Annotated in this window: 14 protein-coding genes; 13 read left to right on the plus strand and 1 reads right to left on the minus strand. The window is 41.7% G+C overall.

The window, feature by feature from the left end; genetic code table 11:
• Positions 1-20 precede the first annotated feature (20 nt).
• The 13 genes from leuS (at position 21) to lipA (ending at position 12,784) form a co-directional block, all read left to right on the plus strand.
• Positions 21-2,609: a leucine--tRNA ligase gene (leuS, locus tag MTF67_RS00090; protein WP_248518436.1), complete on the plus strand. Its 2,589-nt coding sequence runs from the start codon at positions 21-23 to the stop codon at positions 2,607-2,609.
• Between the two features lies 1 nt (position 2,610).
• On the plus strand, positions 2,611-3,102 hold the full coding sequence (lptE, locus tag MTF67_RS00095; RefSeq protein ID WP_006793400.1) for an LPS assembly lipoprotein LptE: 492 nt from the start codon (positions 2,611-2,613) through the stop codon (positions 3,100-3,102).
• Positions 3,102-4,139 (plus strand): DNA polymerase III subunit delta, encoded by a 1,038-nt coding sequence (holA, locus tag MTF67_RS00100; protein ID WP_008128152.1) that lies wholly within the window; start codon positions 3,102-3,104, stop codon positions 4,137-4,139. The genes lptE and holA overlap by 1 nt, the downstream gene beginning before the upstream one ends.
• Before the next feature lie 24 nt (positions 4,140-4,163).
• Entirely contained in the window at positions 4,164-4,799 is a 636-nt protein-coding gene (nadD, locus tag MTF67_RS00105; protein ID WP_010555992.1) for a nicotinate-nucleotide adenylyltransferase, read from the plus strand.
• 55 nt (positions 4,800-4,854) lie between these two features.
• Positions 4,855-5,172, plus strand: coding sequence for a ribosome silencing factor (rsfS, locus tag MTF67_RS00110; protein WP_006793397.1), 318 nt, complete (start codon positions 4,855-4,857; stop codon positions 5,170-5,172).
• Positions 5,173-5,209: 37 nt separating this feature from the next.
• Entirely contained in the window at positions 5,210-5,680 is a 471-nt protein-coding gene (rlmH, locus tag MTF67_RS00115) for a 23S rRNA (pseudouridine(1915)-N(3))-methyltransferase RlmH (RefSeq protein WP_002958522.1), read from the plus strand.
• 9 nt (positions 5,681-5,689) lie between these two features.
• Positions 5,690-7,570: a penicillin-binding protein 2 gene (gene mrdA, locus MTF67_RS00120; protein ID WP_248518437.1), complete on the plus strand. Its 1,881-nt coding sequence runs from the start codon at positions 5,690-5,692 to the stop codon at positions 7,568-7,570.
• Positions 7,567-8,673 carry a rod shape-determining protein RodA gene (gene rodA, locus MTF67_RS00125; RefSeq protein WP_006793395.1) on the plus strand — a complete coding sequence of 369 codons (1,107 nt, stop codon included), beginning with the start codon at positions 7,567-7,569 and terminating at the stop codon, positions 8,671-8,673. Before mrdA ends, rodA begins: the two co-directional genes overlap by 4 nt.
• Positions 8,673-9,437 carry a septal ring lytic transglycosylase RlpA family protein gene (locus MTF67_RS00130; protein WP_248518438.1) on the plus strand — a complete coding sequence of 255 codons (765 nt, stop codon included), beginning with the start codon at positions 8,673-8,675 and terminating at the stop codon, positions 9,435-9,437. The genes rodA and MTF67_RS00130 overlap by 1 nt, the downstream gene beginning before the upstream one ends.
• Before the next feature lie 100 nt (positions 9,438-9,537).
• Complete coding sequence (locus MTF67_RS00135) at positions 9,538-10,701, plus strand: serine hydrolase (protein ID WP_008128128.1); 1,164 nt, start codon at positions 9,538-9,540, stop codon at positions 10,699-10,701.
• 169 nt (positions 10,702-10,870) lie between these two features.
• On the plus strand, positions 10,871-11,149 hold the full coding sequence (gene ybeD, locus MTF67_RS00140) for a DUF493 family protein YbeD (RefSeq protein ID WP_006793392.1): 279 nt from the start codon (positions 10,871-10,873) through the stop codon (positions 11,147-11,149).
• Between the two features lie 19 nt (positions 11,150-11,168).
• A complete protein-coding gene (gene lipB / locus MTF67_RS00145; RefSeq protein WP_248518439.1) occupies positions 11,169-11,822 on the plus strand; it encodes a lipoyl(octanoyl) transferase LipB in 654 nt (217 codons plus the stop codon).
• Entirely contained in the window at positions 11,819-12,784 is a 966-nt protein-coding gene (lipA, locus tag MTF67_RS00150; protein WP_004585911.1) for a lipoyl synthase, read from the plus strand. Before lipB ends, lipA begins: the two co-directional genes overlap by 4 nt.
• A gap of 84 nt (positions 12,785-12,868) precedes the next feature.
• Here lipA and MTF67_RS00155 read toward each other — a convergent pair whose 3' ends face one another.
• A complete protein-coding gene (locus MTF67_RS00155; RefSeq protein ID WP_248518440.1) occupies positions 12,869-14,146 on the minus strand; it encodes a VCBS domain-containing protein in 1,278 nt (425 codons plus the stop codon).
• Positions 14,147-14,160 lie beyond the last annotated feature (14 nt).

Genomic DNA, 14,160 nt, shown 5'->3' on the forward strand with positions numbered 1-14,160 from the left:
CAAGAAGTCTGGAATCGTAGATGCAAGAGCAATATAACCCGCAAGATATAGAGTCAAAAGTACAAAGCTACTGGGAAGAAAACCAAGTATTTAAAGTCACTGAAGATGAGAGCAAAGAAAAATATTACTGTCTTTCTATGTTCCCTTATCCGAGTGGTCGACTGCATATGGGTCATGTGCGTAACTACACCATTGGTGATGTTGTTTCTCGTTTCCAGCGCCTGCAAGGCAAAAACGTAATGCAGCCTATGGGTTGGGATGCGTTTGGTTTACCAGCAGAAAACGCCGCTATTAAAAATAAAACAGCGCCTGCAAAGTGGACTTACGAAAACATTGATTACATGCGTAACCAACTTAAGCAATTAGGTTTTGGTTACGATTGGGATCGTGAAATTGCAACGTGTCACCCAGAGTACTATAAGTGGGAGCAGTGGTTTTTTACTAAGCTTTACGAAAAAGGCTTAGTGTACAAAAAAATGTCGACCGTAAACTGGGATCCGGTTGATCAAACTGTACTTGCTAACGAACAAGTTATTGACGGTCGCGGTTGGCGCTCTGGCGCTGTGGTTGAGCAAAAAGAAATTCCACAGTGGTTTATTAAGATTACCGACTACGCACAAGAGCTTTTAGACGATTTAGACAAATTAGACGACTGGCCTGAGCAAGTTAAAACCATGCAGCGCAATTGGATTGGCCGCTCTGAAGGTTTAGACATTGAGTTTACGCGTACCGATAACAATGAAAAGTTTAGCGTATACACTACACGTCCAGATACATTTATGGGTGTAACTTACCTTGCTGTTGCCGGTGGCCACCCTATTGCACAAGAAGCCGCTAAAAACAGCGATGCTATTGCAATGTTTGTTGAAGAATGCAAAAACACCAAAGTAGCCGAAGCAGATATGGCAACAATGGAGAAAAAAGGCATTGCAACTGGCTTTTACGCAACACACCCATTAACAGGCGAGCAAGTGCCTATTTGGGTGGCTAACTTTGTACTTATGCATTACGGCTCAGGCGCGGTAATGGCAGTACCTGCACACGACCAACGTGACTTTGAGTTTGCAAATGCATACGGCCTAGATATTAAACAAGTTATTGCGCCAGTTGAAGGCTCAGACCTTGAAGTAAACCTAGCGCAAGAAGCATTCACCGAAAAAGGTGTATTAGTAAACTCTGGCGAATTTGACGGATTAGACTTTTCAGCAGCGTTTAATGCGATTGCCGACAAACTAGAAGCACTAGGCGTGGGTGAGCGTAAAGTAAACTTCCGTTTACGTGACTGGGGTGTTAGCCGCCAACGTTATTGGGGCTCTCCAATTCCAATGCTGAGCGACGAAAACGGCAACGAGCTTGCTGCAACAGAAGATATGTTACCCGTTCGCTTACCAGAAGACGTGGTAATGAATGGTGTAACATCACCAATAAAAGCAGACCCTGAGTGGGCTAAAACCACAGTTAACGGCGTACCTGCTACGCACGAAACTGACACCTTCGATACTTTTATGGAATCGTCTTGGTATTACGCACGTTACTGTAGCCCACGTTACGACGAAGGCATGTTAGACCCAGCAGCCGCTAACTATTGGTTACCTGTAAACCAATACATAGGTGGTATTGAACACGCAATTTTACACTTATTGTACTCACGCTTTTTCCATAAACTATTGCGCGACTTTGGTTTAGTAAATTCAGACGAGCCATTTGACCGTTTACTATGTCAAGGCATGGTATTGGCTGAAACGTTCTATCGTAAAGATGAGAAAGGTGGTGATATTTGGATTTCACCAAGCGATGTTGAAACAGAAACTGACGAAAAAGGTCGAGTTACTAAAGCATGGCACAAGGAAGATGGCGAACCAGTATTTTCTTCAGGCATGAGCAAAATGTCTAAGTCTAAAAATAACGGTATAGACCCACAACAAGTAATTGCCCAATACGGTGCTGATACAGTGCGTTTATTCATGATGTTTACTGCACCACCGGAACAAACACTTGAATGGTCAGATTCTGGCGTTGAAGGCGCGCACCGATTCTTAAAACGTGTATGGAAATACGCAGTAGACGTGAAAGCGGCAGGTTACCAAGCACTTGAAAAGTCTGCGCTTACTAACCCACAAAAAGTACTTCGTCGCGAATTACACAAAGCCATTGCAAAGGTAAGTGATGATGTTGAACGTCGTCAAACGTTTAACACGGCGATTGCTGCCATTATGGAGCTGTCTAATAAGTTAATTAAAGCGCCACTTAACGATGCACAAGACATTGCCATTGCAAATGAGGCACTTGAAGCGTTAATTATTATGCTTGCCCCTATTACGCCGCATTTATCTCATGAGTTGTGGGAAGAACTAGGTAAAGACGGTGATATTTTAGATGCAGCATGGCCAACAGTTGACGAGTCAGCCTTGGTTGAAGATGAAAAGCTCATCATCGTTCAAGTAAACGGTAAGCTTCGCGCTAAGCTAACTGTGGCAGCAGATGCAACACAAGAACAAGTAGAAACACTTGCCTTTGCAGAAGCAAACGTAACTAAGTTTACTGATGGTAAAACCATTCGTAAGATAATTTACGTGCCAGGTAAACTACTTAACGTGGTTGCTAACTAATATGGCTGTATTTAAGGCCATTAAAAACGGGCTAGCCTTAGCGCTAGTCTGTTTTTTGTTATCTAGTTGTGGGTTTCACTTAAAGCAAGCGTCAAGCCTGCCTGATAATCTAAAACTCATTACGCTTATTGGTGATGACGAAAAATCAGCTTTATTTGAACAGCTACAAAAAGAGCTGTTAGCAAGTGAAGTTGAACTTACCTCTTCATCTAAAAACGTAGCGCAGCTGTATTTACGTAAAGAAACCATAGAACGCCAAACGTTGTCGTTATTTAAAAATGGCCAGGTTGCTGAATACGAACTTGCCTATGGCGTTTCATATGTTCTAAAACACCCCAATAAAGATGCTATAGAAAAGCGCTTTGAGCTTTATAGAAATTATCAAGACGACCCCGATAACGCACTTGCCAAAGCCAAAGAGCTAGAGCTGCTAATTAACGAAATTCGTAAGCAAGCAAGTCGCCGTATCGTTAGAGAGCTGTCGCAACTGTAATGCGCTGTTACGCTAATCAATTACCTAACGAGTTAAACAAAGGCTTAAAACCTTTTTACCTCGTTTTTGGTGAAGAGCCTTTTCAAGAAGCACAGTGTGTTCAGCTAATACGCGATACCGCCAAAGCACAAGGCTTTGATGAAGTAATTAAATTTACTTTAATGCAAGGATTTGATTGGCAAGAAATAATAGCGCAATATCAAAGCATGTCGTTATTTAGTGCACGCACTATTATTGAATTTGATCTAAACCAGCAAAAGCCCGGTGTAATTGGTAGTAACACCTTCAAGCGTGTCGTTGAGCTTGTTAACCCCGACACGATACTAATTATTAAAGGTGCAAAAGCAAGCCAAGAAGTACAACGCGGTGCCTGGTTTAAAGCGCTCGACAAACAAGGTGTATTTGTACCTTGTTACCCACTGACTGGCTCGCACGTAAAACGATGGCTTGATGAGCAATGTCAACGCTTGGCTCTTAACATGCAAAATGATGCCAAATTAAGCCTTATCAATGCTACAGAAGGTAACCTTTTAGCGTGTTTTCAGGAACTTGAAAAGCTCTCCTTACTGCATGGCAACGCACTTATTACCCAGCAATTGGTTATGCAAGGGCTATTAAATCAAGCCAAATTTGATATTTTTGATTTAAGCGATGCCTTATTAAATGGTCATGCCAAACAAGCCATTAAAGTTTTAAACAAATTAGCCAGTGACAACACTGAAGTTGTGAGTATATTGTGGGCGATTACAAAAGAGCTCAACACCTTGATGAATGTGCAATTGGGATTGTTAAATGGTGAGCCAATCGCCAGCTTATTTAAACAAAATGCCATTTGGAAAAATCAGCAAGGGCCGGTGCAAAATGCCGTTAATCGCCTAAATATTACTGTACTTGAGCAAATTAATAGTGACATTGCTTTATTTGATGCAAGCTATAAACAAGGCAACTTAATTGCTCCTTATCAGGCACTTGCACATATTTGTATTAAGTTTTGTCAACCGCTCGATATTCCTATGCCGTGTCACAGCCTTAATTAGTTGCTTAACCTGTTGGACAAAAAAATGATTGCTATTTTTGGTGGCACCTTCGACCCCGTTCATCTAGGCCATATTAATATGGCTCAGCAATGTGTAAGCGCATTTAATTTAAGCACATTGTATTTTATGCCCTGCGCACTACCTGCCCACAAAGCGGCACCAGGTATAAGCACAGAACATCGTGTTAACATGCTCAATGCGGCGATTAAACCGTACCCTCATTTTGCACTCGATTTAAGAGAGCTAGATCGTTCAGGCCCATCATACTCATTACTTAGCCTGCAAGAACTGCGTAAAGAGTACCCAAGTACACCTATTTTATTTTTGATTGGAATGGATTCATTTAATTCACTAAATAAGTGGTTTGAATGGCAAACAATTACTGAGCTTTGCCATATTGTGGTATATCAACGACCAGCGCAGAGTTGTCAGGTAACAGGTGAGCTTAAACACTACATGCAGCATGCCCTCGTGGATGACCCGGCTCTTATTACAGAGCATTTAGGTGGTAAACTTTACTTTTTACCGGGTAAAATGCTTGATGCAGCTTCTAGTTCTATTCGTGATGATCTTAAAAAAAGTAACAAAAAGAATGAACTATTACCCGATGCCGTGAGTCATTACATACAAATGCATCAGCTATATCAAATTGATGCTTAAAAATGCCTAGCGTGTTAAAATACGCGCCATTAAATTTTTAAATTGAGACAAAACCTTGGATTCAAAACAACTACTCGCCTTTGCAATGGATAAAATTGACGATATGAAAGCGCGTGACATCGTTGACATAGACGTAACTGATAAATCAGACATTACCGATTACATGGTAATTTGTACTGGCACGTCTAAACGCCACGTTCAATCAATCGCCGACCACTTAGCAAAAGAAGCACGTCATGCAGATTCAGAGCCATTAGGCTATGAAGGCGAAAATGACGGCGAATGGGCACTGGTTGATTTAGGCGATGTGGTTGTACACGTGATGCAAACTGAAGCACGTAGCTATTACGATCTAGAAAAACTGTGGGGCTAACCACCGACTTGTTAAAAGCAACGCTTGGAAGTTATTCGTGAAAATACAAATGATTGCTGTTGGTACAAAAATGCCAGCGTGGGTAGAAACGGGATTTGCTGAATACCAGCGCCGTTTCCCCAAGGATATGGCTTTAGAGCTAATTGAAATACCCGCCGGTAAACGTGGCAAAAATGCCGATATAAAGCGTATTTTACACATTGAAGGCGAAAAAACATTAGCCGCTATTCCTAAAGGCAATCGTATTGTTACGCTAGAAGTCACTGGCAAAGCGCTAGATACTCACCAACTTGCTAAAAACATGGAAAAATGGCAACTCGATGGCCGCGATGTAAGTTTACTTATTGGCGGCCCTGAAGGACTTGCTCCAGAATGCATTGCTGCATCGGAGCAAAAGTGGTCGTTATCGAACCTAACACTACCACACCCATTGGTGCGAATTATTGTTGCAGAAAGCCTATATAGAGGCTGGAGCTTAAATAATAATCATCCGTATCATCGCGAGTAACGCCTTGCCATGCTAAAACAAAGACCCACTATTCGCGATCACTCCGCAGAAGCTAATTTGTTTGCACGGCGTGCATTTGTGGGTTTTGTTTTTGTATTAGGGTTAGTAGCTGTTTTAATTACTAATCTTTACAATATTCAAGTAAAAGACCACCAAGATTATCAAACCCGCTCCAACGACAACCGTATTAAAGTTATTCCTATTGCACCTAATCGCGGTTTAATTTACGACCGAAACGGTGTACTGCTTGCTGAGAACAAACCCGTTTATAATCTCGAGGTGATCCCCGAGGAGGTTGATAACCTTGAAAAATCACTTGAACAAGTAAGCCAACTAATCACGATTACAGAACAAGAAAAACAAGATTTTTTAAAAGATATAAAAAACACGCGCCGTTTTAAATCGCAAGTACTTAAAGCGCGCCTTGATGAAGCCGATGTTGCTACATTTTCGGTTAACCAGCATAAACTCCCCGGGTTTAGTATCGAAGCCCGTTTGGCACGTTATTACCCATTCGGCGACACGCTTACTCATGCCCTAGGTTATGTTGCAAAGCTAAACCGAAAAGAGCTAAACAAGCTCGAACAAGAAGGCCAAGCCACAAACTATCGTGCAACCCACGATATTGGCAAACTCGGTATTGAAAAATACTACGAGCAACTCTTGCATGGTCAAGTCGGTTCGCAACGTGTAGAAGTTAATAACCGTGGTCGTGTAATCCGCACCCTGAGTATGCTTCCCCCACAGCCAGGTAGTGATTTAGTTTTAACGCTCGATATCGGCCTGCAACAAATAGCCCAACATGCACTCAAAGACATGCGCGGTGCGGTTGTCGTAATGGATGCAAAAGATGGTGGTATACTTGCACTATATTCGAACCCAAGCTATGACCCCAATTTATTTGTACATGGTATTAGCAGTAAAAATTATAAAGCACTTCTTAACCCAGATCGCCCACTCATTAATAGGGCTACCCAAGGCCGATACGCACCAGCATCCACCATTAAACCGCATATGGCTATTTTAGCACTTGAAGAAAACATGGTGACGGAAGGAACAACCATGTGGGACCCGGGCTTTTTTGAAATACGAAATGTTGAGCACAAATGGCGCGACTGGAAACGTTGGGGGCATGGCCATGTGGATGTATACAAAGCCATTGAAGAGTCGTGCGATACGTACTTTTACGATACCGCGTACCGATTAGGCATTACAAAAATTAGTAATTTTATGGCGCATTTTGGTTTTGGCGATCTATCGGGTATTGATATACACGAAGAAACCACCGCGATATTGCCTTCAAAAGAATGGAAAGAAAACAGATTTAAAGAGTCTTGGTGGCCTGGCGATACAATTTCTGTAGGCATCGGCCAAGGGTATTGGACCGCCACACCCATTCAAATTGCTAATGCAACTAACATACTTGTTAACAAAGGGGTTAACCACCCTCCTCACTTAGCGCAAGTGGCTAAAAAAGAGGACGATGTGACGCAAATAAATAATGAAGAAAAGCCACCTGTAGTACTGAACAATCCTGACAATTGGCGTATAGCCATTGATGCTATGCATAATACCGTAACTAAAGTCACAGGCACCGCCCACAAAGCGTTTAAGGGCGTAAACTACGACCCTGCAGGTAAAACGGGCACGGCACAAGTTGTGAGCATTGCACAAGGTGAAAAGTACGATGCAGAATCACTTAAAGAGCGACAACGCGATAATGCCATTTATGTGGGGTTTGCCCCTTACAATAATCCTCAAATAGTTGTGTCTATTGTTGTTGAAAATAATGGTGGTGGCAGCACGGTTGGCGCACCTATTGCCAGACAGTTAATGGATTATTACTTTGCAGCTAACCCTGTTGAACTGGCAAGGAATAACACCCTATGACCGCCCTGCATGACAAGCGCTCTATTTGGATGCGCATGCATTTAGATTTGCCTTTACTTATTGCCATTTTACTTATGATGGCTGGAAGCATTACGGTTGTGTACAGCGCAAGTGGCCAAGAGTCAGCGATGATGATAAGACACATGACGCGGATGGGTGTGGCCATCATTGCCATGGTAGTACTTGCACAAATTCCTCCCGCGACACTGAAAAGACTCACTATACCGATGTACTGCGTTGGGTTATTAATGCTGGTTGGTGTGTTGTTATTTGGTGTGAGCTCTAAAGGCGCGCAACGTTGGCTTGATTTGGGGTTAACTCGCTTTCAACCTTCAGAATTAATGAAGCTAGCAGTACCTATGATGGTAGCTTGGTATATTGGCCGTAAACATTTACCACCACGACCACTACACTTAATTTTTGGCTTTGCGATAGTAATGCTGCCTACATTATTAATTAAAGAGCAACCAGACTTAGGAACATCAATACTGATTGCAAGCTCTGGCATATTTGTACTTTTTTTATCAGGTTTGAGCTGGCGATTAATTAGCTTTTTAAGTGCAGCGGTTGCCTTAGCAGCATGGCCATTTTGGCAGTACGGTATGCATGCTTATCAACGACAACGCGTACTAACATTTTTAGATCCGGAGAGCGACCCTCTTGGCTCGGGTTATCATATTATTCAATCTAAAATAGCCATTGGTTCTGGCGGTGTCGAAGGTAAAGGCTGGTTGCAAGGTACACAGTCACAACTTGAGTTTTTACCTGAACGGCATACCGATTTTATTTTTTCGGTATTAAGTGAGGAGTTTGGCTTATTTGGTGTCTGCGTTTTACTTAGCTTGTACTTGTTTATAATTGGCCGCAGCTTATATATTGCAGTAAATGCACAAGACGCTTTTGGAAAGCTGTTAGCTGGCGCACTGACTTTAACTTTTTTTGTTTATATATTTGTAAATATTGGCATGGTATCGGGACTACTACCTGTTGTTGGTGTGCCCTTACCCCTGATAAGTTATGGTGGCACATCGATGATTACGCTAATGGCCGGCTTTGGTATTATTATGTCGATTGCGACAGACAAAAGGATGCTTTTAAAATAATGCAACGTTACGCTCAGACTCTAATAATCATCTTAATCGCTATCACTGTCAGTGCCTGTAGCAGTGGTTCGAGTGGGCGTTACCATATGCGCCATGATTCAGCTCCTCTTAGAGCACCCACAGCGCTTGAAATGCAAGATGCTATTGTTACTGAGGTGCAAAAAAGTGCTAGTGCTTCTCGCCCCTACGAGGTGCTAGGTAAACGGTATACCCCAATGCTTGACGAAACGGGTTACAAAGAAGAAGGCATTGCATCGTGGTACGGCAGAAAGTTTCACGGATACCACACTTCAAATGGTGAAATATACGATATGTTTGCCATGACCGCAGCGCATAAAACATTACCTTTACCTAGTTTTGTTCGTGTTACAAACAAGCAAAATGGTAAGTCAGTAATTGTACGCGTAAACGACCGTGGGCCTTTTCATGATGACAGAATTATCGACCTGTCATATGCGGCCGCATACAAGCTAGGCTACTATACACACGGTACAGCAAAGGTTAAGCTTGAAGCGGTTACGCTTTCGAATTCTGCTGCTAATAAAACCTATATTCAAGTAGCTGCAGGCAGTACATTGGCAAATATTGAAGCCCTTGCACAACGCTTACGCCAACAATATAAATTACCAACAAACATTGTAAAAAAAGACACTATTTACAGATTGCATTTGGGGCCAATACAAAACGCCCAACATGCAGAAAAAGTATTAAAAAAATTAAAACAAAATCAATTTCAAAACGCGTTCTTGCTTTACACTCAGTAAGACAAATACCCAAACCAGCCTAACCACACTCGCATCTCGGGGGTGTTTGGGTATAGAATGGCGTAACGCGAATTTTTAACTTTAACCATTAATGAGTATGATGAAATCAATTAAACATAAAATCCTCAAAGGTGTATGTGGCTTAGTTTGTTCAGCCGCCGTATTTTCAGCCAGCGCCCAAATTATTCCGGCACCACCTCAAGTTAATGCAAAGGGTTATTTTTTAGTAGACTTTACAACAGGTAAGGTTATTGCTGAAGGCGAAGCCGATACTAAACTTGCGCCAGCAAGCTTAACTAAAATGATGACCAGTTATGTAATTGGTACAGAAATTAAAGTTGGTAACATAGCCCCTACCGACATGGTTACAATTAGCGAAAAAGCATGGGCAAAAAACTTCCCAGAGTCTTCAAAAATGTTTATCGAAGTGGGTAAGCAAATTAGTGTTGATGAGCTCAATCATGGCATTATTATTCAATCAGGGAATGACGCCTGTGTTGCTATGTCTGAGCACATAGCAGGCAGTGAAAGTGCTTTTGCCGACTTAATGAATGCTCACGCTGCTAAATTAGGTATGACTAACAGCCACTTTATTAATAGCCATGGCCTTGATACTGATGAGCACTATACTACACCACGTGATATGGCCACGCTAAGCGCCGCACTTATCAGAGATGTACCTGAAGAGTATGCTATTTATAAAGAAAAATCATACACCTACAATGGTATTAAGCAATACAACCGTAACTCACTATTATGGGATGAAAGCTTAGACGTAGATGGTATAAAAACAGGCCACACATCTGAAGCTGGCTACAGCTTAGTTACATCAGCCACTAAAAATGGTATGCGTTTAATTGCTGTTGTAATGGGCACCTCAAGCGAGCGTGCACGTAAAGTAGAAAGCAAAAAACTACTTAACTACGGCTTTCGCTTTTTTGAAACAATTACACCTTACAAAGCGGGCGACAGCTTTGCAGAGCAGCGCATTTGGATGGGTAACAAAGAAAATGTATCGTTAGGTATTTTAGAAGACACACCTATCACTATTCCACGTGGTCAGCATAAAAACCTAAAAGCTAACTTTGAGCTAGACAACACCCTTGAAGCGCCATTAGCTAAAGGCACTAAAGTAGGCACTTTATTCTTGCAACTAGAAGGGGAAGACATTGCGCAATACCCACTAGTGACACTTGAAGAAGTGGAAGAAGGCAGCTTCTTTAGTAAAATTTATGACTACTTACGTTTACAGATCATGCAATAAATTGTAAATGACTAAGTATATATAATTTAAGCGCCTCCATTGTGGGGCGTTTTTTTTTGCTTGAAAAATGCTAGAATGCGCCCCATATATGCATCACTGCTAAACGCCTATCTGTATTAAGCTTCGTGCTTTACATAGAGTTCACACTTTTGTATGAGGAGTCACTAACGTGGTTCAACCAGTTAAAAATACTAAATTTGATGAGTACTTAGAGTACCCTTGCCCATTTACATTTAAAATTATGGGTTTAGCCAACGTTAATTTAACAGATCAAATATTAGCAAAATTACAACCTATTGCTCCGGGCGACTACGCACCAAAAGTAAAACCAAGCAGTAAAGGTAATTATGAGTCTGTTACGCTAGTAGCTACGGTTACAAGTGGTAAACACATTGAAGAAATTTACAACGTGATCAGTAATATCGATGACGTACGCCATATGCTTTAAGCCATAGTTGAGATTTGATGTGAGCGAAAACACTTTAATCGTACGCCAATTAGGTCGCCAGCGTTACATGCCTATTTGGCAAAAAATGCAAGACTTTACCGATACACGTGATGAAAACACCCCCGATGAAATTTGGCTTGTAGAGCACGAAAGTGTATTTACTCAAGGCCAAGCAGGAAAAGACGAGCATTTACTTGCCCCTGGCGACATTGAAATAATTAAAGTTGATCGCGGTGGCCAAGTTACCTACCACGGCCCTGGCCAACAAATGATGTACGTATTATTTAACCTACGTCGTTTAAAGATAGGTGTGCGTGAACTTGTTACTTGGCTCGAAGAGTGCATTATAGAGTCGCTTGCTGAATACAATATTGAAGCATACGCTAAAGCCGACGCCCCTGGTGTTTACGTTAACGACAGCAAAATTGCATCATTAGGTTTAAGAGTTCGCCGCGGCTGCTCATTTCATGGCTTAGCATTAAATGTTAACATGGACCTAAGTCCATTTTTACGCATCAACCCGTGTGGTTATGCCGGTATGAATATGGTGCAAACAAAAGAATTAGAGGGTCCTCAAAACCTACAAAGCGCAGGTGAAGGACTCGTAAAACACATGATTAAAAAGCTTAATGCAGCACAGGTTAAGCATACTGAAGGGTTTGAAAACGAATGAATAAACCAGTCAAAATGGAACCAGGTGTAAAACTACGCGACGCAGAAAAAATGGCGTTGATCCCCGTTAAAGTTTTACCAACAGAAAAAACTGAAATGTTGCGTAAGCCAGAGTGGCTTAAAATTCGCTTACCAAAGTCAACAGAGCGTATTGACGGTATTAAACAAGCCATGCGTAAGCACGGCTTACACTCAGTATGTGAAGAGGCATCGTGCCCAAACCTATCAGAGTGCTTTAACCACGGTACAGCAACCTTTATGATTTTAGGTGCTATTTGTACGCGTCGTTGCCCATTTTGTGATGTTGCTCATGGTCGCCCATTAAAACCTGATGCAGCAGAGCCTGAAAAGCTTGCACTAACAATTAAAGACATGAAGCTTAGCTACGTTGTAATTACTTCGGTTGACCGTGATGATCTTCGTGATGGCGGCGCACAGCACTTTGCCGATTGTATCCGTGAAATTCGTAAGCACAACCCAACCATTACCATCGAAATTTTAGTACCCGATTTCCGTGGCCGTATGGACCGTGCTCTTGAAATTTTAATTGAGACACCGCCTGATGTGTTTAACCACAACCTAGAAACAGCACCGCGTTTGTACAAGCTTGCGCGCCCAGGTGCCGATTACAAATGGTCGTTAGAATTACTTCGTCGTTTTAAAGAAGCACACCCAGAGGTAAAAACTAAATCTGGCTTAATGGTTGGTCTGGGTGAAGAGATTAGCGAAATAGAAGAAGTACTTCGTGATCTACGTGCGCATAACGTTGACATGCTAACCGTTGGGCAATATTTACAACCTTCTAAGCATCACTTACCAGTTAAACGTTACGTGCCGCCTGCAGAGTTTGACGCGTTGAAAGAATACGCTGATGAAATTGGCTTTACACATGCAGCCTCTGGCCCATTCGTTCGTTCAAGCTACCACGCTGACCAACAAGCTGCCGGTAAAGAAGTAAAATAATTACTTTTAAAATGCATTAAAAAAGCCCTTGGTAATTAAATTACTAAGGGTTTTTTTGTGGATTTTATAATTGTATTATGTCGATTACTTTATTAAAGAACCTTTCTTAATCACAAAATCAGCAAATCGTACCTGCTCTTCTTCAGCGCGAAGGCTATCGGCCTCTACTATTGAGCGGTAAATCCCCCATTTAGGACGTGCAAAGTCATCATCGCTAACGCCTCGCCACATATCTATGTTTTGCTCGTTTATATTCAATAGTTCTTCATTGTCGCTTAAGCGGGTAAGGGTCATCTCAAATTGTCCCTCCTCGCTAAATGTGGCTTGAACAAAAACCTGTATCCACTCATCGGTTATAAGTGACCAATCTGTTTCTAAAAGGTTTTTATCAAGCCCTGTACTGTTACCGTTTTCATCAAAACCTGCGCTATATCTTACTTGTAACTGGTTCCCTATACTGTTTTTTTGAGCACCAGAGAGCGTAATGATAGGTTGATCGTCGTTGCCATTGGTATTGTCGTTGGTATCGTTACGGGCTTTTATTTGGAAAAAGTGACTGAATTTACTCGTTAACTCAAGCTCACTACTTACTTTAAACTTCCAGTTGTATTGTACGGTTTCATTTTTAAAAGCAAGCGTTGCCGGGGGTGATTTATCATAGGACTTAATTTCGTTACGCTGACGATCACTTGGGCCTTTGTCTTTATCTTGGTCTTCATCGCGATGAGCTAAAAATACAAAGTGATTACCTACAATAGCGTCTGTATCTTCCACTATATGTATAACACCTTCATGATTACCGCTATACATATCAGGCGATTCAATTGAACCTTCACTAAATACATTTTCTATCAAGGTATAAGCGCTGAGCCCTAAATTAACGCCATCAGCATTTAGGGTTGTTTCATCACTTACTACAAAATTACCTGGCTGTACTACGCCAACAACGGTAATGCTTATTGTCGCTTTAGTTCCATCAGCAGAGCTAATGACTATTTCATCAAGTAATGTGTCCCCTATATCTAAAGCGGTAACGTTTGTGTCAGCGAGGTCCAAGGTGTAAGACCAACTACCATTGCTTGAAAGATTAAATATACCATAACGTGTTTGACTGCTCGTCTGAGTAATAAACACCGCCTCACCAGCTTGCTCATCTGTTATAGAAAGCTCACCCACGACTGCACTTTGACGATTGCTTTCTATATTTGCTGATATTTCCCCACTGATAATTGCGGCAGATTGTACCGACAGCTCAGTGCTGACTAACTCATTTTTCGAACTCGAACTCCCACAGCCCAATAATGAAAAACTTAAAAAGCACACTGTATAGATATTTAATACACTCAAACGAAATATCGACATAACAAACCAGCCCA

Source organism: Pseudoalteromonas sp. 2CM32C (assembly GCF_023161925.1).
GTDB classification, from domain to species: Bacteria; Pseudomonadota; Gammaproteobacteria; order Enterobacterales; family Alteromonadaceae; genus Pseudoalteromonas; species Pseudoalteromonas marina.